The organism is endosymbiont of Lamellibrachia barhami, from assembly GCF_011947365.2.
Taxonomy (GTDB): Bacteria; Pseudomonadota; Gammaproteobacteria; order Chromatiales; family Chromatiaceae; genus QGON01.
Genome location: NZ_JAAVSH020000001.1, coordinates 2,117,596 through 2,138,699, shown reverse-complemented (window position 1 = coordinate 2,138,699; position 21,104 = coordinate 2,117,596). Strand labels below are relative to the sequence as shown.

The window sequence follows — 21,104 nt, the reverse complement described above, 5'->3', positions numbered from 1 at the left end:
ATCCGCACGTTCCTGATTTTTCAACTCAATAAATAAAACCACGAATTTCGCCAAATATGTAACGATAATGTTACCGTATTCCCCTCGAGGTCAGGCCCACCCATAGTCCTTAAATAGGATCTGAACTACACAAACGCCCTATGATCACGCGAAAGCCGCCACTGGATTCCTCCCGTCTTCTGTTCGGTCCCGAGAACAGTGCGATCTGGCTAGTCGCCATCATCGGTCTGAGTCTTTCCTTTGCCGCTCTGCTACTGATGCAGAGACAGCTGGAAGCACACAAAATGCTGGACTTCGAATGGGTTGCTCACAACCGCACCCGAGCCTTAAGCCACGGAATAGATAACAGTATGCTCGCGGTTACGACTCTCCGGGATCACATCCTGGCGTCGGACCGGGTGGATAGTGATGGATTCCGGATGTTCGCCGAATCGCTCCTGGACCGTTACCAGGGTATCCAGGCACTATTATGGGTACCACTGGTTAGAGGACCGGAAAGGAAAGCCTTCGAGGCATCCACTGCCCTTAGGCGGAACGAATACCAGCTGTTCGAGCGCGCCCGCACCAGCGACTTCAAGCTGGTCCCTCGTGGCGAAAGCGCTGAGTATTACCCGGTGCTCCATATGGCCCCGGAACAGGGTAACGGGATTCGAGCCGGTTTCGATCTGGGCTCGGTCCCCAAGTTCGCAGAGGCTCTGTCACGTGCCCGTGAACAAGGACAGGTGGCAACGAGCGGGCGCATCGCCTATCCGACGCCACAAGGCGGCATCGAGTACGGATTCATGGTAGCCAACCCAGTTTTCAGCACGAATGTCCCCCTACAGACGGCCGATCAGCGCAGAGCGGGGTTGTCAGGATTCGTCGTGGGATTCTTCCAGTTTGGCAAATTGGCCAATGCCGCTATCTCGCTGCTTGAACCGCGCGGAGTGGAGATCTTGATGCTTGATGAGTCGGCGCCTATTGACGAGCGCTTCCTGCATTTTTATACCAGCCGCCTCTCTCCCAAAGACGTTGGGGCGGACGATTATGAAGGCTGGTGGAACAATCAGGAGGAGCCCAAGGTCGCTGAACGGGTTCAGGTGGCTGACCGGCAATTGGCGATCGTCTGTGGGCGCACAAATCTGTTCCGCAGTGCCGAGGCCTTTCAGGAAGGACCATGGATGGTGCTGATCGCCGGCTTGCTGTTCACTCTACTCATGTCTTTCTACCTGGCCAGAATTCGGGAGAACATTCGGCAACGCTCGGCCATGGAGCAGCGACTCATGGAGCGTGAAGAGTTGTTCCGACAAATGACAGAGACCGTGGACGAGGCATTCTGGGCCACTGCGGTGAACGGCATAGAGATACTCTATCTCAGCCCCGCCTATGAGAAGATTCTGGGGATTGTCGATGGCGGTAAACTTCCACCCCTGCTGGACGCAGCTTACCCCGAGGACCGCCCGATGCTGGCCGAAGCATTGCAGAGCATCGGACGGGAAGGGAATGACGCCGAGGTAATTCACCGGATACGACGTACGGACGGGGTGCTGCGTTGGGTGCGGACCCGGGGATTCGCAGTGCGCGACCCGGACGGCAGGATATACCGCTTGGTAGGCTTTATGGAGGACATCACCGAGCGCAAGCTGGCAGACAGAGCGTTGCGTGAGTCCGAGGCCAAGCTGCGGGACCTGTTCCAGCAGTCGCCGGACATTATCATGACAGTGGATGTCCAAGGCAAGATTCTGCTCATGAACCGCTCCGTTCCTGCACTGCCGGCAGAGCGGGCCGTTGGACGCAATTCCATGGCCCTGATGCCCCGGGAATTTCGCAAGTGGTTCCGCAAGGCATTGAAAACGGCATTCCACAAAAGCACCACCCGGCAATTCCAGTATTCGGCAGACGACGGAACATACTGGGAAGGTCGCATCGTACCCATCTGCAGCGATGAAGGGCAGGTGACTGCTGCCATGGTAATCGCTGGCGACGTCACGGAAAAACGTAACCTGGAAGCCCAGGCGCTACGTAACGCACGCCTCGCTTCCATCGGTGTGCTGGCTGCCGGGGTGGCCCATGAGATCAACAACCCCAACAACGCGATACAGTTCAACGCTACTTTGGTCTCGCGAGCATGGCATGACATCACCCCGATTTTGAATGGCTACTTCGAGGAAAACGGCGATTTTGCTCTCAGCGGACTGCCCTTCTCTGAGGTCCGTGACAGCTTTCCGCACTTGCTGTCGGAAATCACCATGAACTCGGACCGCATCCGCCGTATCGTACAAAATCTCAAACACATGTCTCGACAGGATACCGGCGAGTTGACCGAGAAAGTGGACATCCAACAGGTGCTGGAAGCAGCAGTTATGATCCTGCACAATCAGATCCAAAAATTCACCGATGACTGTACCCTGGAAGTACCGGATGACCTGCCCGCCGTACCGGGCAACTCCCAGCAACTCGAGCAGGTGTTTATCAACGTCTTGCTGAACGCACTGCAGGCTCTGCCGGATCGGACCAAAGGGGTGCATATCAGCGCTGGCTTCGATGCAGATAATAGCGAGTTATGGGTTGCTATACAGGATCAAGGCCAAGGCATTTCAGAACGGGATCTAGGCCAGCTGACAGAGCCCTTTTTCACTACCAGAACTGACGCAGGCGGCACCGGTTTGGGCTTGTCGATATCCCGCTCCATCTTGGAGAAACACGGTGGCAGAATAGGCTTCAAGTCGGTACTGGGCAGCGGCACCACGGTGACCATCCGGGTCCCGACCATTCACAAGGCATAAGAGCGCAGTATATGGTGCATGAATCGAACACCTCTTTCCCAGTGGTACTGGTAGACGATGAGGCTACCGTACTGTTCAGCACCCAGATGATTCTCGGCAGCGCTGGGATCAAGGAGGTGCTGACCGTAAAAGACAGCCGGGAGCTGATGCCGTTGCTGGCAGGTCAGGAGGTAGCCGCAGTGGTGCTGGACCTGTTCATGCCCTACCTATCTGGAACCCAACTGCTGCCGGAGATCGTCAGGGAGCATCCCGAACTCCCGGTAATCGTTATGACAGCGGCCCAGGAGGTGGAAACGGCGGTGGCCTGCATGAAGGAGGGAGCCTTCGACTATCTGGTCAAGCCAGTGGAGGAGAGCCGCTTCGTCTCAAGCATCAAACGGGCACTTGAGATGCGCACTCTGCGCAGACAGGTGAGCGTCCTCAAGCGTAGTCTGATGACAGACGAGTTGGAGCACGGAGAGTTATTTTCCAATATCGTCACCGTCAGCCGCAAGATGCGCTCCCTGTTCCAATACCTGGAGGCAATTGCCAGCTCTGGAGAACCCGTTCTCATCAACGGTGAGACCGGTTCAGGCAAGGAACTGTTAGCTGAGGCAATACATCGTCTGAGCGGTCGGACGGGAGCGTTCGTTCCGGTAAATGTGGCGGGGCTGGACGACGCCCTGTTCTCCGACACTCTATTCGGGCACCGCAAAGGCGCTTTCTCAGGTGCTGATACAACACGCGAGGGAATGATTGCCCAAGCCGAAGGCGGCACCTTGTTTCTGGATGAGATCGGCGATCTGACGCTCGCTTCCCAAGTAAAGCTGCTGCGGCTACTGCAGGAGCGCCACTATTATCCATTGGGTTCGGACATGGCGAAGATGAGCAGTGCCCGGATCCTTTGCGCCACTCACCGCGATCTGAATGCCCGCATGGCCGAGGAGTCCTTCCGCTCCGACCTCTACTATCGTCTGTCCGTACATCAGGTGGATATTCCCCCATTACGGGAACGCAAGGAAGACATTCCGGTTCTGCTGGCCGTCTTCGCCGCTGAAGCAGCCGACTCATTGGGGAAGAAGCTCCCGGAGGCACCGCCGGAGTTACTGACTTTACTCACCAACTATCATTTTCCCGGCAACGTGCGAGAACTGCGATCAATGGTCTTCGATGCCGTGGCACGCCACAAATCCGGGCGGGTACTGGCGGTAAAAAGTTTCCGCAAGACAATCAAGACACAACAAGTCACTGCGGTGCCATCAAAGAAGAAGGCAGCGGAGAAAACTGACTCGCAGGGCAGATTCCAGACCTTGAAGGAGGCGGAACAACTGCACATTGAGGAGGCATTACATCGGGCCGCCGGCAACCAAGGCACTGCCGCCGCCTTGCTGGGCATCTCGCGACCAGCCCTCAACCGGCGGTTAGCGAGGATGCGGGATGATTGAGCTTGTCACAGGCATCGTTGGAATATTGGTTTCGACACGGGGAAAGTACTCGGCGTTTGTGTACCTTCGCCCAGGCAAAACATTGCCCGGTCGGGCTGTAAGTCTACTCCGCTGCCCTGACCGGATGAATTGATGGCACTGAAAACCATCATATTTCAGTGCCATCCAACTCAGAGTTTTAGCGCTTGCTTTAACCGGCATCAGACAGAAGTCAATTCTCCGAGTGACTGATATAGCCACGCTTCATTGACTCCCGAATCCAGCCCTCTGTTGATATCTCCAACTTCAGATATACGCTCCAACAAGAGATAAACCAATTAGATCATGCTTAATAACGCTACCAAGGAAATCACTGCGAAAATAAACAGCACAGGCATGATAAAAACGTCAGCTGGAAATTCTAAGCTTTTCGTATTGTCTTCAGATTGCATTTGAAGCACCTTATTGTCGAATTAAACTTCTTTCATTCAGAAACGATTAACGTATTTTGTATAGGTTTAATAAGTTAAAGCACCCAGATTAGCGTATGCGTTTTCTATCAGGCTCAGGTCTTTCTTTAGCTTCCTACGCATAGCTTTGTTATTTTTTCTTTCCAGTTTCTTGCGCAGTTTTTTCTTCTCCGCCTTAAGCTGCCCGAGAAAGAATTTAAACTCATCTTGGCGCTTATGACACTGCTTGGTGGCAGAATCCAAAAGGCTGTCAAGCTCATTTACTAGCTTTTGATATTTCATTGACTTATCCCCTTCTATACTTACGATTTGTATTTGTAGCACCCAGAATTTTAATTTCCTCACCAACAAACAATCCTGGAGTAAATGGCATATCCATTACGGTCTTAAACTCACTATTGATCCCTGCTGACCGTTTTTTCAATGCGCTGACTTAACCTCAAGCAAAAAACGTACCACTACATGCAATTTAAGATTACTGACCTAAAATCAAGCAGATAGAATGATAGGAAAGAGAGCAGAAATATCTTTTCGGGGTGTAACAAAACGAGCATTTATAAGCAGATCAAGGCTGTACAATATACATTTATCATTATTAATCAGTTGGTTATAGATCTATCTAACACGCATGCCTTGGGTGTAACATTTTATTTCGTTACACCCCCTCGCCGAAGCACTCCTGGAATGATAAAGCCGCGAGCATAACATGGAGATGTAAAACCGTAACCCGGCATCACAACCCTTATCTTGATCGCACTCACCTTGTCGGCGGGGACATTACTGATTCACCATGGCATCCACACAAAAAAACAGACCATTTCCGAAACCAAACTGTAAGGATCTCCGTATCAGAGCGACTAACGGACGGAAAACAAAATACAAAAGATACTCGTTACCGCTTTTTACCCAGGAGAAACACGATGAAACTCACCACACGAAAAAAGACGCTAAATGCCATTCTCTCAGGTTGCCTGGCCACATTTGCCCTGAGCAGCGCACCCCTTTATGCCGCCAATCCCTGTGGGGCCAGAAACCCCTGCGCCGCCAAGCAGGCGATGAAGATGCACAATCCCTGCAACCCCTGTGCGGCAAAAAACCCCTGTGCGGCCAAGAATCCCTGTGCGGCGAAAAATCCCTGCGGCGCAAAAAATCCCTGTGCAGCTAAAAATCCATGCGGGGCCGGAAAAGTGACCCGACCCGCCGACTACAGGCCTTACCGAGGCAACAGTGCTGCCCTTGCCACCGAGGGCAGCAAGCTGTTCAAGGACACCCGCCTGAGCACCAATGGCATGTCGTGTAATACCTGCCATGACAATAACGCCTCTTATCAGGCCACCTTCGCTGAACCTTACCCTCACTATGTACGCATGGCCGATGACCAGCAGAAACTGAAAGCAGTATATGCCGATGAGATGGTGCAGCTCTGTATGATGGGGCCCATGAATGCCAAAGCGTTGGCTTGGGACTCAAGAGAGCTGGCCGCCCTCACCGGCTATGTTTTGGCACAACAGAAGGGCTTCGCCAAGACCCACAAGATGGGCGCAATGAATCCTTGTGCCGCCAAGAACCCCTGTGGGGCAAAAAATCCCTGTGCCGCCAAGAATCCCTGTGGGGCAAAAAATCCCTGTGCCGCCAAGAATCCCTGCGCAGCGAAAAATCCCTGCGCAGCCAAGAACCCATGCGCGCCGAGAAATCCTTGCTCTGCTAAGATGCACTAACGTGTCATGCGGCGGGCGTTCCAGCCCGCCGTCCATTCACGCAGTGGTTTTGAGAATGCTCAAACCCTTAATCCGGCCCAGTGATGACCGAACCCCAGCAGCACTTACCGGAATCATCAGAGATGCCGCTCACAACTGAAACCAGCTTTCACGATGCACCGCAAGGCATCATCCAGTGGCCGGTGCTGTTACTGTCGCTGGTTGTCGTGATTCCACTCTTACTCACCAACGAGCCACGCCTTGCACTGCTGCTCCTGATTGGCGTCGCCCTCGGCATCACCCTGCAACATGCGGCCTTCGGTTTTACCAGTGCCTACCGGCGTTTTATGCTTTACCGTGATACCGCCGCTTTAAATGCCCAACTGCTCATGCTCGCAGTTGCCACACTGCTGTTCGCACCGATTCTAAGCAGTGGCGCTGTTTTTGGGCATGGCGTAGCAGGTGCAGTGGCTCCAGCAGGTCTACAGGTCGCCGCAGGTGCCTTTCTGTTTGGTATCGGCATGCAGCTTGGCGACGGCTGTGGCTCCGGCACCCTCTACAAGGCCGGCGGTGGTGCACCGCGAATGCTGATCACCCTCTTCGCCTTTTGTGCAGGATCCTTCTGGGCAAGTCTTCACATGGGCTGGTGGCAACAACTTCCATCACTACAGACCCAGTCGCTCGCCGAACCCTTGGGATACACAACCGCTGTCTCAATCCAGTTGGTTTTTATCACTCTGCTTGCCCTGCTACTGCGTCGCTGGCGCAGCCGGAAAAAACCTGCTGCCACCCCACCACAGAGAGGCTGGCGGCGTCTGTTATCAGGCCCCTGGCCTTTGGTCATCGGTGCTCTGCTGCTCGCGCTGTTCAATTTCGCAACCCTGCTGACTGCGGGTCATCCCTGGACCATCACCTGGGCCTTTACCCTGTGGGGCGCCAAGGCAGCACTACTTCTCGGCTGGGATCCGTCCAGTGCGCCATTCTGGAGCGGCACTTTCCAGCAGTCGGCGCTACAGGCCGGCATCCTGCAGGATGTCACCTCCGTGATGAATATCGGCATCCTGCTCGGGGCATTGGCCGCCGCCGGACTGGGTGGCCGATTCGCACCCAGGTTCCACATCCCCCTGCGTTCACTTGCTGCCGCCATCATTGGTGGTCTTTTGATGGGTTATGGCGCCCGCATCGCCTATGGTTGCAATATTGGCGCTTTTTTTTCGGGCATCGCTTCCCTTAGCCTGCACGGCTGGCTCTGGATCGCCTGCGCTCTGCTGGGCAGCGCACTGGGTGTACGCTGGCGACCCCGTTTTGGACTTTCAAACTGATGAGTAGAAACGAGTGAACAAAAAAAATTTCGATATCCCATTGCCCACCCTCACTCCGCCTGATCCCGCTCAACTCCCATCCAGAGAAATCGCGGTGATGCTGACAGCAGGCACTGAGGTGCGTACCAGTATGCGGGCATTGGAGCGAATCGGTCTCAACCTGGTAGGTGAGGTGTTGAAAGACCAAGGTGATTTTATCGAACTGGAACACTATCCAAAAGATGATGTCTTTGACGACGAGACCCACAGCCAGTACTACTATCACACCCATCGCAACGATGCGGATGAGCATGGTCATTTCCATACCTTTTTGCGGGCTGGGGGCATGCCTGAAAGCGCCAGACCGCTAGACTACCCCCTGACCAGCGAACCCTGGCCACAGGGGGACGATGCAATCGGCCATCTGGTGGGCATCTCCATGGATGCCTGGGGTCGGCCTATCGGGCTGTTTGCCGCCAATCGCTGGGTGACGGGGGAAACCTGGTATCCTGCTGAAACCATGATCGAAATGTTGCCCCGCTTCGCCATCGGGCACGCTTGGCCCTCCTGGCCGGTGAACCGTTGGATCAGCGCCATGGTCAGGCTGTTCCAACCGCATATCCGTGCCCTGCTCACCCACCGCGACGTTGTGATTTCCACCTGGCAGCAGGCCCATCCCGGGATGGATGTGTTTGAAGACCGCAACCTGGAGCTAACGGGGTATCTGCCCATTTCGGTGGATGAGTGGATGGCGTCGCTGGAGCAGGCTTCAGCGTGAACCATCACCCGATCAAATTTCTGTTTGCCTGCGGGTCGGTGTTTACGCTGCTGATCTCGACGGCGATGGCTGACAACGACCCCAACACATCCATCAGCGCCTTCCTCTCCCGCCACTGGCAACGTCCGCTGCAACATCAGGGCGAAGCGCCGGCCTCCTTCCCGGCGTTGGAGGCCTCGCTCGACCCCAGGGCCTGTGGGATCTGCCATCCACAGCAGCTCCAGGATTGGCAGGGAAGCCTGCACGCCCACGCCATGAGCCCCGGCTTGCTGGGTCAACTCATGGAGATGAACCCCGTCAACAGGGCAGAACATCAAGCCTGTCTGCATTGTCATGCGCCCTTGGCGGAGCAGGCCGATGAAGTGGTTGCGTGGCTCTCCGGTGGAGAAACCGGCCCCGGCAACCCCCAGGAAGAGACTATTCCCACTGACCCGCTCTACAATCAGGGATTGATCTGCGCCGGCTGCCATCTTCGAAATTTTCAAGTCCATGGCCCACACAGAAACAAGGCACTTCCACCCTCCCCGCCGCTGGCTGAAAACGCCCATCAGCCCCACAATGGGTGGCAACCACAGGATGCCTTTGAGAGTTCCCGTTTCTGTGCAGCCTGCCACCAGTTCGATACAGACGGTTACGCACTAAACGGCAAACTGCTTGAAAACACCTTTGAGGAGTGGCAGGCAAGCCCTCAGGCGAAAGAGGGGAAAAGTTGTCAGTCCTGTCACATGCCGGACCGCCGTCATCTGTGGCGAGGCATACATGACAAGGCAACTGTGCTGTCGGGTGTTAAGATCTCGCTGGACGGGGTAGAGACAGTCAAACGATAGGTCATGGCATCCCGTCCCTGACCAGCACGAGGTGGGACACCGCTTCACCTATGTCACCCCCTCGCGTGGTGATGGAGGCGATCCAACTGGACAGCCCTAATAGCAATACGTAACAAATTCTTCGAGGCGGGAATGGTTGGCCGACTGTTCAGACTTTAATCCGTTGAGCTGCTGCTCAAGGGAGCGGCACAGATCGTCCAGTTCCACCTTAGGGCTGCCGGTTTCTTCCACCCGTTCTGATAACTGCCGTTCCATGGCCTGCAGCTGGCTGGATAACTCAGCGGCGCCGCTTTCCAGGGTCACGGTACGTGCCTGGATCTCATCCCCGGCACGTTCCACCCGTGAAGTGGTCTCTTCCAAGTCGTGCAGCCGGGTGTCATTACCGCTGGCCGGTAAGTCTTGGGGTTGGTTGGAGAGGTGATCCAGTGCCTTCTGAAGCCCGGCCATCTTGTCTGATAGCGAACTGAGGTGCTGTGACTGCTGTTCTGCTAACGTGCGGAGCTCGTTTTCCAATGCCCCGGTACGGTCGGCCAAATCATCGCGAGACTGACCCAGCAGTGTGGTGATGTGGGTCTGTTGTTTCAGGCTGACACCCATGCCATCTGCATTGTCCCACAGAGTATTGAGGTCAGAAGTCAGTTTATCCAGGCGCGCCTGTAGAGCGGGCAAAACCTCCACATGATCATTCAGCCCATGGGTGAGTTCGTCCAGTTCCTGCTGTCGCTTGAGGATCTCGGAGGCACTGCCCTCCAGGGTGTTGATGCGCGCTTCCAGCTCATCACCGGCACGCTCCACCAGTGAGGTGCTCTCCTCCAGATCCTGTAGTTTGGCAGCCAGGCCTTCGGTGATCTGTACCAGCTCCTGCTGGTGTTGCCCCTGGGATGCCAATTCACCCCCCAGGTCGTTATCACACTGTAGCGCATCCAGTTGTTGTTGAACCGATGAGAGGGTTTGGGCAAGGTCGGTTTGCTGTTGTTCGAGCCGATCATCCGACTCTTGCAATAGCCGACACGTGTACGGCAATCCTTCATTCGCATCGGCAAGCCCCTGGAATTGAGACTGCAGGCTGGCCCGTACCCCCAACAGATCGTGGGCGTCGTGCCAAAGGTACTTGACCTTGCCCTTGAGTTTGCTGTGTGCATAGGACTGCCGGTCGAGACGACTGGTTATCGTCTCGACCTTCTCCTTGAGCTGGTCAAGCCTTGTCTGTAGATCCTTTTTTGATGTTTTTTTCAGGGACATAAGCTGAATATTAGATGACTTCTTAATAATGACTGCTAACTAACTAGAAATAAAGGGATTGGTGAGGATATTTAATGGGATCATGGGGGGGCAGGAAGAATAAACGTCTTTTTCCCTGAAATTCAGAGCTATTGGTCCACCGTTCCATTGGTATCAAGCTCACCATCGTCCGCAGGGGACGCACCACGTTTTCAGGTAAATTGAGAGAGTCCGCTCCGCGTCGTTAGCGGTAATTCAGCATCTGACACTCTCTGCCAGATTAAGTCTGAACAACTACACAATCTAACGACTGTGTTTCTCTCCAGCCGGAGTAAATGTCTCGTTTACTGCCGCTCCTTCTGCATTTTTTCCACGCCGCCATGAATGAAATCGCTTGCTCCAGCGTAATAGACCTGCAGGTGCGTGGGCACGTTTCCAGTTCCCGGCCACATATTTGTTGGCTTCAGCCAGGGTCGGGTAGATGTGGATGGTGTCCAGGATCTTGTTGAGGCCAATACCATGGCGCATGGCCACCACATACTCTGCAAGCAGGTCTCCGGCGTGCTCACCCACGATGGTGACGCCGAGGATCTTGTCCTTCTTCGGCACAGTGAGCACCTTGATCATGCCGTGGGCCTCTCCGTCGGCAATGGCACGGTCGAGGTCGTCGATGCCATACAATGTCACTTCATGGGGAATGTCGCGTTCCTTGGCTTCGAGCTCATTTAAACCCACCCGTGCAACCTCCGGATCGACGAAGGTGGCCCAGGGGATGACCGAGTAGTCTGCCTGAAACTTTTTGAAGGGATCGAACAGGGCATTGACTGCCACGTACCACGCCTGGTGAGCAGCGGTGTGGGTGAATTGGAAGGGACCGGCTACGTCGCCTGCGGCGTAGATGTTCGGGTAGATCGTCTGCAGGAACTTATTGGTCTCAATGGTGCGACCGGCGGGGATTTCCAACTCTTCCAAGCCAAAGCCCTTTAGGTTGGCTGCACGGCCTACCGCCACTAACAGCGCATCGAAGGGGATGCGTATCTCTACCCCTCCGTTTTGCAGATCTTCTGCGATCAGGACTTTCTCGCCGTTTTCCATCAGGAACTGATTTGCCTTGTGTTCCAGCAGCACATTGATACCCTCGGAGCGGAAGCGTTGGATGACCATTTCCGACACCTCCGGGTCTTCGCGGATCAGAAGTCGGGGCCGTCTTTCCACCTGGGTGACCTGTGAACCCAGGCGGGAGAAGGTCTGTGCCATCTCCGATCCAATAGGGCCTCCACCCAGGACAAGCAGACGTCGTGGTCGTTCTCGCAGATCCCAGATATTGTCGGAGGTGAGGTAGCCGACCTCATCAAGCCCTGGGATCGACGGCACAAAGGGCTTGGCTCCGGTGGCGATGACGATGTTGCGGGTTGTAAGGGTTTGTATGCCCTCCGTCGTTTTGATTTCTACGCTCCAGGGTGAGGTAATATTCGCTTCGCCCTGAATCACATCCACGCCGAGTTCGGTATAACGATCCACTGAGTCGTGGGGCTCAACCGTCTTTACTACACGCTGCACCCGCTCCATTACCTCGGCAAAGTCAAAGTCAGCATGAGCCTTACGGATGCCGAACTCTTTGGAACGAGACATGTGGGAGAGTAGCTTGGCCGAGCGGATCAACGCTTTGGAGGGAACGCATCCAGTGTTCAGACAGTCGCCACCCATCTTGTGCTTTTCGATCAGCGTGACCTTTGCCTTCAGCGTCGCCGCGATATAGGCAGTTACCAATCCTGCTGATCCCGCCCCAATCACCACCAGGTTACGATCGAATGTGGAAGGCTTCTGCCATTTTGCGTAAACTTTTCTGGCCTTTATCCACGCCACGACCTTATTGGCGGCCAGCAGGGAAGTGCCAAGCAAGGATAGGGAGATAAGAAGAACGGGTGAAAAGATGCCAGTCAGAGCTCCTATGGCGAAAAAGACGCCTATGAGGGTGAGGATCGCAAAAGCGAACAATGTTCGGGGTGTGATTTTCACTATTATCTCTCCGTAAGTGCCTGGTAAGTTGCGGCTCCTCTTAGTCGTCGATTAGGAAAAAAGCTTACAGACCCTAGACAGATCATGCATCGTTAGTAGAGAAAGGTTTTTCTTGGCCGTGAGTGTAGGATGTAGTATCGGTCGAGTAAGGAAATAGCACTCTCGTGCGACCAAGTCGTGTGCTGTTCTGTGAGTATCTCATTGGATTAGGTAACGGGCATGCGCTCTAATATTTATTTTACGATGAGTTTGCTGGAATACTTGTTTCAGGATAGAGAGGATTAGCGGACATCAATATGAAAACCTTCTTGCTGGTCTGCCTGCTGAGCGGCTCTGCCATCCTTCATGCAGCGTCGCCTATTGTTGAACATATCTCTACTGATGGCCTGGCCGGATGGGAGAGACACAGTTTTAAAGGTCATACGAGTTATCAGTTGATCGAAGAGGACGGCAAGCAGGTGGTAAAGGCGGTAAGTAAGGGGTCCGCATCCGTGCTGGTGAAGAAGATCTCTATCAATCTGGACAAGACACCGTATCTCTATTGGCGTTGGCGAGTCGCTGGCGTGTTGGATAGTCCAGATGAACGTAGTCGGCAAGGCGATGACTATCCAGCAAGGATCTATGTGGTGAAGGAGGGTGGTTGGACTCCCTGGCGGACACGCTCCATCAACTACGTCTGGTCGAGCAGTCAGGCAGAGGGCAGCGTCTGGCCCAGCGCCTATACCGATCAATCAATGATGGTTGCTGTACACTCAGGCGAATCGGATGTGTTGCTGTGGAAGTCAGAGCGACGCAATCTGAAGGAGGATTTTAAACAACTGTTCGGTCAGGATGTTCATCAGATCGACCTGATAGCACTCATGACGGATACGGATAATACTGGTGAAAAAGCGACAGCCTGGTACGGTGATGTCTACTTTTCGTCGGAATGAGGCATCTGTGAGTTGGAAGGCAGCTGTAGCTCCGTTTTTGAATCTTGGAATTACTATGCAGAACCGGACTAATGAAAAGGCCTGAATTCATACTGAAGATTGGCCTCGTTCTGGTTGTTTTTGTGTTGCTCTATTGGGTTGAGTCCTATTATGAGATCAGCGATTTTCTGCAGCCTGACAGGATCAGTCAGTGGCTGAATGACGCAGGACCTATGGCGCCACTATTGTTCATTGGTGTGATGGCGTCCGCTGTGGTGATAAGTCCGATTCCCAGTTTGCCGTTGGATATCGCGGCCGGTACGGTTTTCGGCCCAATCGCCGGAACCCTGTACGCGTCGATCGGCGCATTGTTGGGGGCGATGATCAGTTTTCTTATTGCCCGTTTTTTGGGACGTGATTTGATAGAGAACCTGATAAGTGGCCACATCAATTTCTGTACACTCTGTTCCGACAGGTTGCTGACGAAAATTGTTTTTTTCTCCCGGCTGATGCCTATGATCTCCTTCGATATCGTCAGTTATGGCGCCGGATTGACCAAGATGTCATTGGCAAAATTCAGTATTGCCACCTATCTTGGCATGCTGCCTCTGACCTATCTTTACGTTACCTTTGGCGCCGTGGTAGTGGAAGGGGGTGTTATCAGCCTGATTGCGGGTGTCACAGTTGTCTTCCTGTTTTTTCTTGTGCCGAGGCTGATTGAGAAGAGCGATCTCTTTTCTCTGCGTAAATACTTCCAGCATACAGATACCCATCACCATTGATTCTGCAGATGGTTACGACAGCCTGTCTCAAGTAGATGAGTTGCTGCCGTCGTCTGAGTGTTCTTTAAGGACTTTGCGGATTCGTTCCTGGGCCTCTTCGGGCAACTGCTTGTCCGTGGGTATGTCGCCATGTGCCCATCCCCGGCGCACGACTTGGCGCAGATGGCCCAGCTGTTTTTCGAAGAGACGGCAGCTGTCGCACATCCACAGATGAAGGCGCAGGCCTATCTTTTCCCTCTGACTGAGTTTTCGATCCTGTCCCTCGGAGATCAGGCGGCTCGCGTCTTTACAGGTAAGCATTGTGCTGAGACCTCACATCAGGCATACAGATTTTTTTCCAGGCACTGCCGCATACCCAATCGGGCGCGATGCAGTGTTGTCCAGAGGTTGGTCGGTGTGATGGCCAGTTCCTTACAAACCTCTCCGGTCTCCATCTCCCATAACTCGCGCAAAACAAAGAGTCGTGCCGCACGAGGGGAGAGTGTGGTCAAACACTGCTCGATCAGTGACCAGAACTGATCACGGAAAAAATCCTGCTCTGAGTCTCCCCAATTTGTGAGTGGCTGACTCCAGCGGCCACTATCGGTGAAATTTTCCGCCACCCGTCGCGCTTCAGCCGCATCCCACGCATCCTCGGGAGAATTCGGAGTGGGCGCCTCGCGGGACTGTCGCCGGAACTCGTCCATGATCTTGTGCTTGAGGATGCCGGTGAGCCAGGTTCGGAGAGAGGCGTTGCCCTGAAAACGTTCGCGGGCTTTGAGGGCGGCCAGCAGGGTCTCCTGCACCAAATCCTCAGCCCGATGTCCGTCGCGTACATGCAGGAATGCGAACGAATAGAGTGCGGAGCCATGCTCCTCAAGCCAGCGTTCGGGTTCCGATATGGACATGCGCTTCCCTTGAATGGTTTATTGAATAAACGCTCAATAACCTAGCTGTTCTCAAATGAATCTTCAAGTCAGGATAAGAGGAAAGATATGCATTGGATTGGGCGAAATCCATAGTCAGACCAATAGACTTCCAGTCAACGATTATGGCCCACTATTCAACTCCAGCGGTATCTCCCTGCGAAACAGAGTATAGACCGATGCCTCGGCATTCTGTAGTGCGAGGCGGAGGGTTTCAGCACCTTTATCACTCGACCCGTTGTTCAGGGTGGCCCGATAGAAGTCCCGGTAGAAAGTATCTGGCTCGATCTGGATCCGGAAGCAGGATTGATTGGGTATCAGGATGGAGGGGAGCCTGATAATCCAGGCGGGCGGTCTCGCCGGGTGCGAGGCGGGTATCGAATAGCTCCTGGCTCAGGTCGAGGCTCACCTGCCTGGCGACAATCTGCTCCTGCCGGGTCACGGGAATCTGTTGATTGAGACTGTCCAGTTGGATCGCCTCCATCACCACGCGAGGGGTGACATAGGTGGGGAAGCGGTGTCCCACCTCCGTGCTGGTCAGGGACAGGATGCCGCTGACCCTATCGTTGTTTGTCTCTACCCCGTCCAGCGAGATCTTAACACCCGACAGCACAGTTGCCTTGTCATGTATGCCTCGCCACAGATGACGGCGGTCCGGCATGTGACAGGACTGACAACTTTTCCCCTCTTTCGCCTGAGGCTTGCCTGCCAATTCCCTCAAAGGTGTTTCAAGCAGGCTTGCCGCGCTAGTGCGTAACCGTCTGTATCGAACTGGTGGCAGGCTGCACAGAAACGGGAACTCTCAAAGGCATCCTGTGGTTGCCACCCATTGTGGGGCTGATGGGCGTTTTCAGCCAGCGCGGGAGGGTAGCGCTCGTATTTCTGTGATTGCGGACTTGAAAATTTCGCAGATGAGAGGTGATCGCCGGTCTACCCGCCTCTTTCGATCCCATGACCATCCCCTCTGTGGCCTACACTGATCCGGAAGTTGCCTGGATGGGGCTGACCGAGACAGCGGCCAAGGCTGAGGGTATCGAGTATGAAAAGGGGGTTTTTCCCTGGGCCGCAAGTGGCCGTGCCCTGGGCATCGGACGGGATGACGGGCTGACAAAACTGCTTTTCGACCCAAAGACCAAACGCATTCTTGGCGCCGGTATCACCGGTCCCAACGCCGGGGAACTGATCGGCGAGACCGTGTTGGCGCTGGAGATGGGCGCGGATGCAGAGGATATCGGCTTGACCATCCATCCCCATCCGACCCTCAACGAGACCATCTGCTTTGCCGCCGAGATGGCCGAGGGGACGATTACCGATCTGCTGCCGCCGAAGTCGCGGAAAAAGTAAGTGTTGTTTTGTCTGCCCCTCTGTACAAATAACCAATATGTCCTATAATTTGCCTATATTAATGGGCAATACTGGCGGCAAAAATGAGTGTGCTGGCGCAAAAATTGATTGATCCCCAGGGTTTTGTGAATCCCAGGACAGTGGCTGACGAATTCCACACCACCATTAAAGAGGTGGCGCAACTTGCGGGTCTGTCCGTCGATGCGGTCAGCAAGAAGGATCGGGTGCATTCAAAATCATCGCAGAAACGCCTGCGGGATCTGGTCATGATCATCAACCGGGTAACCCCATGGTGTGGCACCCCTTTCCAGGCTTTTGCCTGGTACCGCTCTGAAGGTATTCCGAGCTTTGGGGATCTCACGGCTGAAGCACTGGTCAAGCAAGGGCATGCTGATCTGGTCATGCAGTACATAAACCGCACTGCGGAAGGTGGATTTGCTTAATGATCCATTTCCAGGGATGGGTCTATCGCGCACATAATCCTTATTGGTCATTCGACCCACTCTCAGGTGATGGCGCCAAACGTCACGGCGGCCGGTTCAATCCAAAAGGCGTACAGGCGCTCTATACTTCCCTGACTGAAATTGCGGCGCTGGCCGAATACCACCAGGGATTTCCTCACCGTCCTCAACCTACCACGCTGTGTACCTATGAAGTGGATTGCTCGGACATCACGGATCTCACAAATCCAAAAGAGAGAGGCAAGCTGGGGATTGATTTGGACCATCTCTCATCACCTTGGGAAATGCTGGCTGGAGTTGGCCGGATACCGCCCAGTTGGGCGCTGTCACAACGAATCATTGAAGACGGGGTTGCTGGCATTATTGTCCCGTCCTTTGCAAAAAATGCCCCTGAGAATGGGAAGAATCTTGTTTTTTGGGTGTGGGGCAGTGTGGTGCCTCACAAGGTAGTCGTAATCGATGATTTTCACCGGCTGCCAAAAAACGAGGATTCATGGCGCAAATAAAAGCTGTGCTGATTATTGGCCAAGCCTGGACTACTGAGCTTGAAGCGTTGATCATTTATGCCTGTTGAGCTCCACTATCGCGAAGCGGGTGCCCCGGCCCTGCCGACGCTGATCCTGTTGCACGGCCTGTTCGGTTCTTCGGTCAACTGGATGAGTATAGTCAAACGGCTGGAGAAGCAGTTTCATCTGATCGTTCCAGACAGTAGAAATCACGGCCGCTCTCCACACACAATTGAGATGGACTATCCGTCTATGGCCGGTGACCTGTTGGCGCTGATGGATCGTCTGCATCTCGATACTGCCCATCTGCTGGGTCACAGCATGGGTGGCAAGGTTGCCATGTGGATGGCATTGAACAGGTCGGAACGGGTGGGGAAACTGGTGGTGGCGGATATTGCACCGGTGACCTACCCAGACCACTTTCAGCCGATCCTGCAGGCCATGAGCGGATTGGACCTGGAGGGACTCGCAGGCAGGCGAGCGGCGGATGCCCTTTTATCGGGATCGGTGCCGTCGCTGGAGGTGCGCCAATATCTGCTGCAGAATCTTGTGAAGATCGGGAATCACTGGCAGTGGCGTTTGAACCTCTCCGGGTTGCAGGACGCGATGCCGGAGTTGTTGGGATTTCCCGATGTGACCGCCGCCCCGTTTCCAGGGGCGGCGCTGTTTATCCACGGCGGTAGTTCAGACTATGTGTCGCCGGACTCTCGTGCTGTTATCAAAACACTTTTTCCCTATGCACGGATGCGACAACTGGCCGGCGCCGGGCACTGGCTCTATGCGGAACAGCCCGATGCCTTTTCCCGCCAGGTAACGCTGTTTCTTTCAAACCGCTGATCGATGCGGAATGGCTTTGAACTCATCCTGCTCTGACGGCTGGTTACCGTAGGCGATCTGGGAAAGGGTCTGAAAAAAGGCAGTGGCGTGACGCCTCCGGTATTCAGCCATCCTGGATGTCCTGTTTCTCTCCTGCTGCATCCGCTGTTCTTGATCCTGATGCATCTCGCTTCACTCCGTTGGTTTATCGTGTGGTCAGATTAGGGTTTTAGCTGAACGGTTCTTGTTACAACCCGCCATCCACCTGTCCTGATACGACATCCGGAAATCATAGGAGTTCAAGGGAAGCAAAGCTATAAGCCCCGCCCTGTTTTGTGATCCAGTTCAAAGCCCCCAGACCAGCGATGCGTTGTATTTGAAGTCGTTCTCTTTTGTGTCTCCAATCGCTTCGGAGTCGTATTCGTTGGAGAGACCGATCTTGATGCCCAGCGCACCCTCCTTATCCATGGAGATCTTCCAGTCGAGGGTCGAGATGTTACGGAACTCGCCACTGTCTCTCAGGTTGGGATAGAAGGTGGTGCCCATCGACAGGGACTCTTTGTCGGAGATCTTCCAATCCGCATCCAGGCCCAGGATCGCCTCCGGAGAGAACTTTTCGTCGTTGCCGCCGAAGGTCTGATTGCCGCCGAGACCGGCCTTGCCTTTTACCAGCCAGTCATCGTTTTTGATGAACTGATAACCCACACCGCCGGAGCCCGAAATCCGGTGATCCCAGTCCTTGAACTCATCCCAGTCATAGCGGCCCTGCGCATAGGTAAACCAGAGGGAGCCAGGGCGCAGCCAATCTTTTTGCAGATCTGCGAAAAACTGATTTTGAGAGGTCTCGTTGTCACTTTGCGCAGAGTCGAAAGCGGTGCGAAACTTCCAGATATCCTCATCATCTGAATAGTCTGCGCCGAAACCGGCGTGCAGGTTGAATTTCTGGCTGTTGCCCTCGGCACCGCTGAGGCCGAGGTCGAGTTCTCGACTCCAGTCCTTCATGAAACCGCTGGCGAGCAGCCCCTGATCTTCGGATTTCGCCGATTCTTCGCTCTCCAGCGTGTCAGCTTGTGGTTCAGCTGCTTTCTTCTCTGCGAGAATCTCGGAGATCTGTGAACGGCTGATGGTGACTGAGCCGAGGGAGTCGTGCAGCAGGGTCACGCTCTCATTCGTCTCGGCAATGATCGGTGCGGTCAGGGTATCGCCGTTTTTAAGATGGATTATGGCGGCGGACGCAAAGGAGGCGCAGAGCGAAAGAGCGATCAGGGTAAAGAGTGAGGTTGTCAGACGCATGATGGTCAGGTTCCTTTGCACGGGGGGTAAGAAATTGGGCGGAAGATTAGCATGTATTACACCAATATCCTGCAATGAAATTGTAAAATGAACAGGGCATCTGAGGGAAAACGCCAGGAACTTTGGGTCTCACAAAATGGGGTTTAATGACCAAATCATTATAAAACAATAGATTGGTTGACGCAGATCAGCCTTATATCTTTTCAGGTCTTGTGTTCACGGGAAAGCTGTCTAGATTATCTATAGAAGGTAAAAATACCGATAAAAGCCAACCCCCTTTGTTACGGGGGACGGAAAGCAAACGGGACTCGATGTTCCCGCCCGCATACTGAGGTTCAGGCGTTGAACGCTGACAGTTTCGGATAGCGGTGGGGGGAGTCTGAGACAAGCCGGGCTGCCGGGAGTGACCTCCGTCAGGGTCACGTTCAGGCAGTCCGGCTTTTATTTTTTTGCGGGTTGCCGATGGGGAGCCTGAAGGAGACATCCTTCGGATGTGGCGAAATCCGCAAGCCCCCATTTGCCAGGCGATTGTTTGGGGAGGGCACCGTGTCACACTGGACTCAGACTCTATGGTTTCGGTTTCTTGCGCGTCTCCTTTCTGTCTTCCTGGTGTTCCAGGGTGCACCACCGTTCCGATACTCCCTCCCCGATATAGATCCGTTCTTCCTGCTGGGTATCAGCACGGTTCAGGCTCAGGGGGTGCCGGAATGGCTCGTCTCCACGGTGGATGCCAATCATGAAGACCGCTTCATCCAGCAAAAGATCGCCGAACTCGGCCCCGGCATAGAGGCCGCCTTCGCCTTCGTGCGGGACGAGATCGGCTTTGAGGCCTATACCGGCTCCCTGCGCGGGGCGCGTGGTGCCCTCTGGTCCGATGCCGGCAACAGCCTGGACCAGGCCAGCCTGCTGATCGCCCTGCTACGGGGACAGGGGATTGGGGCGCGGTATGTGCGAGGGACGCTTGGCGAGGCGGATGCCAAGGTATTGATCGCCTCGATGTTTGATCCGGAACTGATGGCTCAGGCCGTGGGGTATATTCCGGATAAATACGCTAAGGCCGATCCTGTAAACGATCCTGAATTCATGGCTGAAGCTACCGATCACTGGTGGGTTGAACTTGAGGATGGAACACTACTTGATCCCAGTTTTTCCGATGGAGTTGTGCGTGGTATAGCCGATTCATCCTACTTCGAGGTTCCTGAAGCAGAACGGCATAAAGTGACTCTCCGACTCAAGGCAGAATTCTACAATATTCTCTCTAACTTTACGTATAAGACTCCCTTGGAACACACTTTTTCAACACCTGAAGTTTACGGAAAGGCGCTGTCACTGGCGCATTTTGTAAGCAGCTATCAGCCACCTGCGATGATTGGTGGATTTAAGACATATACTTATTCACCCTTTCTGATGGTGGATGACAACGGCGCCACACCGGATAACAACGCCACATTAGACAGCAATCCTATAATTCGAGGGCAAAATTACCAAGAATTTTTCAGCAGTCTTCCACCGGTGTTGGCAAATTCCACCCTTACCCGTTTGACACTGGAAATTGATGTACAGAATCCAAGTATGGAAACGGAGACCTTATCACGAGACCTCCTG

General features: G+C 54.2%; 20 protein-coding genes and 1 pseudogene. 13 read left to right on the top strand and 8 right to left on the bottom strand.

Annotated features, from left to right (window positions below):
• Nucleotides 1–140 precede the first annotated feature (140 nt).
• The gene (locus G9Q73_RS09590; protein ID WP_177419590.1) at nucleotides 141–2,765 is read left to right on the top strand and encodes a CHASE domain-containing protein; all 2,625 of its coding nucleotides are present in this window, start codon (nucleotides 141–143) and stop codon (nucleotides 2,763–2,765) included.
• A gap of 11 nt (nucleotides 2,766–2,776) precedes the next feature.
• A complete protein-coding gene (locus tag G9Q73_RS09585; RefSeq protein WP_177419589.1) occupies nucleotides 2,777–4,189 on the top strand; it encodes a sigma-54-dependent transcriptional regulator in 1,413 nt (470 codons plus the stop codon).
• Nucleotides 4,190–4,686: 497 nt separating this feature from the next.
• On the opposite strand, the gene G9Q73_RS09580 is transcribed toward G9Q73_RS09585, so the two are convergent.
• Nucleotides 4,687–4,920 (bottom strand): hypothetical protein, encoded by a 234-nt coding sequence (locus tag G9Q73_RS09580; RefSeq protein WP_177419588.1) that lies wholly within the window; start codon nucleotides 4,918–4,920, stop codon nucleotides 4,687–4,689.
• A gap of 638 nt (nucleotides 4,921–5,558) precedes the next feature.
• On the opposite strand from G9Q73_RS09580, the gene G9Q73_RS09575 reads away from it, so the two are divergent.
• The 4 genes from G9Q73_RS09575 to G9Q73_RS09560 all read left to right on the top strand — a co-directional run bounded on the left by G9Q73_RS09575 (nucleotide 5,559) and on the right by G9Q73_RS09560 (nucleotide 9,241).
• Entirely contained in the window at nucleotides 5,559–6,356 is a 798-nt protein-coding gene (locus G9Q73_RS09575; RefSeq protein WP_177419587.1) for a c-type cytochrome, read from the top strand.
• A 122-nt stretch (nucleotides 6,357–6,478) separates the two neighbouring features.
• Nucleotides 6,479–7,657: a YeeE/YedE family protein gene (locus tag G9Q73_RS09570; protein ID WP_177419586.1), complete on the top strand. Its 1,179-nt coding sequence runs from the start codon at nucleotides 6,479–6,481 to the stop codon at nucleotides 7,655–7,657.
• Between the two features lie 13 nt (nucleotides 7,658–7,670).
• Complete coding sequence (locus G9Q73_RS09565; protein WP_177419585.1) at nucleotides 7,671–8,414, top strand: DUF6969 family protein; 744 nt, start codon at nucleotides 7,671–7,673, stop codon at nucleotides 8,412–8,414.
• The gene (locus G9Q73_RS09560) at nucleotides 8,411–9,241 is read left to right on the top strand and encodes a multiheme c-type cytochrome (protein ID WP_177419584.1); all 831 of its coding nucleotides are present in this window, start codon (nucleotides 8,411–8,413) and stop codon (nucleotides 9,239–9,241) included. The genes G9Q73_RS09565 and G9Q73_RS09560 overlap by 4 nt, the downstream gene beginning before the upstream one ends.
• Nucleotides 9,242–9,337: 96 nt before the next feature.
• Here G9Q73_RS09560 and G9Q73_RS09555 read toward each other — a convergent pair whose 3' ends face one another.
• Together G9Q73_RS09555 and G9Q73_RS09550 are read right to left on the bottom strand one after the other, a co-directional pair.
• Complete coding sequence (locus G9Q73_RS09555) at nucleotides 9,338–10,483, bottom strand: coiled-coil domain-containing protein (RefSeq protein WP_177419583.1); 1,146 nt, start codon at nucleotides 10,481–10,483, stop codon at nucleotides 9,338–9,340.
• A gap of 282 nt (nucleotides 10,484–10,765) precedes the next feature.
• Entirely contained in the window at nucleotides 10,766–12,481 is a 1,716-nt protein-coding gene (locus tag G9Q73_RS09550) for a dihydrolipoyl dehydrogenase family protein (protein ID WP_369408869.1), read from the bottom strand.
• Nucleotides 12,482–12,777: 296 nt separating this feature from the next.
• Here G9Q73_RS09550 and G9Q73_RS09545 point away from each other — a divergent pair, with 296 nt between their 5' ends.
• Together G9Q73_RS09545 and G9Q73_RS09540 are read left to right on the top strand one after the other, a co-directional pair.
• On the top strand, nucleotides 12,778–13,413 hold the full coding sequence (locus G9Q73_RS09545) for a DUF3047 domain-containing protein (protein ID WP_177419582.1): 636 nt from the start codon (nucleotides 12,778–12,780) through the stop codon (nucleotides 13,411–13,413).
• Nucleotides 13,414–13,484: 71 nt separating this feature from the next.
• Complete coding sequence (locus G9Q73_RS09540) at nucleotides 13,485–14,174, top strand: TVP38/TMEM64 family protein (RefSeq protein WP_177419581.1); 690 nt, start codon at nucleotides 13,485–13,487, stop codon at nucleotides 14,172–14,174.
• A gap of 27 nt (nucleotides 14,175–14,201) precedes the next feature.
• On the opposite strand, the gene G9Q73_RS09535 is transcribed toward G9Q73_RS09540, so the two are convergent.
• From G9Q73_RS09535 to G9Q73_RS09525, 3 genes are all read right to left on the bottom strand, one after another.
• Nucleotides 14,202–14,474 carry a zf-HC2 domain-containing protein gene (locus tag G9Q73_RS09535; protein WP_177419580.1) on the bottom strand — a complete coding sequence of 91 codons (273 nt, stop codon included), beginning with the start codon at nucleotides 14,472–14,474 and terminating at the stop codon, nucleotides 14,202–14,204.
• 17 nt (nucleotides 14,475–14,491) lie between these two features.
• The gene (locus G9Q73_RS09530) at nucleotides 14,492–15,061 is read right to left on the bottom strand and encodes a sigma-70 family RNA polymerase sigma factor (RefSeq protein WP_177419579.1); all 570 of its coding nucleotides are present in this window, start codon (nucleotides 15,059–15,061) and stop codon (nucleotides 14,492–14,494) included.
• A gap of 244 nt (nucleotides 15,062–15,305) precedes the next feature.
• Nucleotides 15,306–15,800, bottom strand: coding sequence for a hypothetical protein (locus tag G9Q73_RS09525; RefSeq protein WP_177419578.1), 495 nt, complete (start codon nucleotides 15,798–15,800; stop codon nucleotides 15,306–15,308).
• A gap of 194 nt (nucleotides 15,801–15,994) precedes the next feature.
• Here G9Q73_RS09525 and G9Q73_RS09520 point away from each other — a divergent pair.
• The 4 genes and pseudogenes from G9Q73_RS09520 to G9Q73_RS09505 all read left to right on the top strand — a co-directional run.
• Nucleotides 15,995–16,423 (top strand): annotated as a pseudogene (locus G9Q73_RS09520) (oxidoreductase dimerization domain-containing protein); the annotation flags it as partial.
• An 83-nt stretch (nucleotides 16,424–16,506) separates the two neighbouring features.
• A complete protein-coding gene (locus G9Q73_RS09515) occupies nucleotides 16,507–16,866 on the top strand; it encodes a helix-turn-helix domain-containing protein (RefSeq protein ID WP_177419577.1) in 360 nt (119 codons plus the stop codon).
• On the top strand, nucleotides 16,866–17,390 hold the full coding sequence (locus G9Q73_RS09510) for an RES family NAD+ phosphorylase (protein ID WP_177419576.1): 525 nt from the start codon (nucleotides 16,866–16,868) through the stop codon (nucleotides 17,388–17,390). The genes G9Q73_RS09515 and G9Q73_RS09510 overlap by 1 nt, the downstream gene beginning before the upstream one ends.
• 57 nt (nucleotides 17,391–17,447) lie before the next feature.
• A complete protein-coding gene (locus G9Q73_RS09505; protein WP_177419575.1) occupies nucleotides 17,448–18,227 on the top strand; it encodes an alpha/beta fold hydrolase in 780 nt (259 codons plus the stop codon).
• Here the strand turns inward: G9Q73_RS09505 and G9Q73_RS09500 are convergent.
• Nucleotides 18,216–18,392 carry a hypothetical protein gene (locus tag G9Q73_RS09500; protein ID WP_177419574.1) on the bottom strand — a complete coding sequence of 59 codons (177 nt, stop codon included), beginning with the start codon at nucleotides 18,390–18,392 and terminating at the stop codon, nucleotides 18,216–18,218. The two genes, G9Q73_RS09505 and G9Q73_RS09500, sit on opposite strands and share 12 nt — an antisense overlap.
• A gap of 159 nt (nucleotides 18,393–18,551) precedes the next feature.
• Nucleotides 18,552–19,499 carry a DUF481 domain-containing protein gene (locus G9Q73_RS09495; protein WP_177419573.1) on the bottom strand — a complete coding sequence of 316 codons (948 nt, stop codon included), beginning with the start codon at nucleotides 19,497–19,499 and terminating at the stop codon, nucleotides 18,552–18,554.
• A 546-nt stretch (nucleotides 19,500–20,045) separates the two neighbouring features.
• On the opposite strand from G9Q73_RS09495, the gene G9Q73_RS09490 reads away from it, so the two are divergent.
• On the top strand, nucleotides 20,046–21,104 hold a 1,059-nt coding region (locus G9Q73_RS09490), incomplete at its 3' end, for a transglutaminase domain-containing protein (protein WP_177419572.1).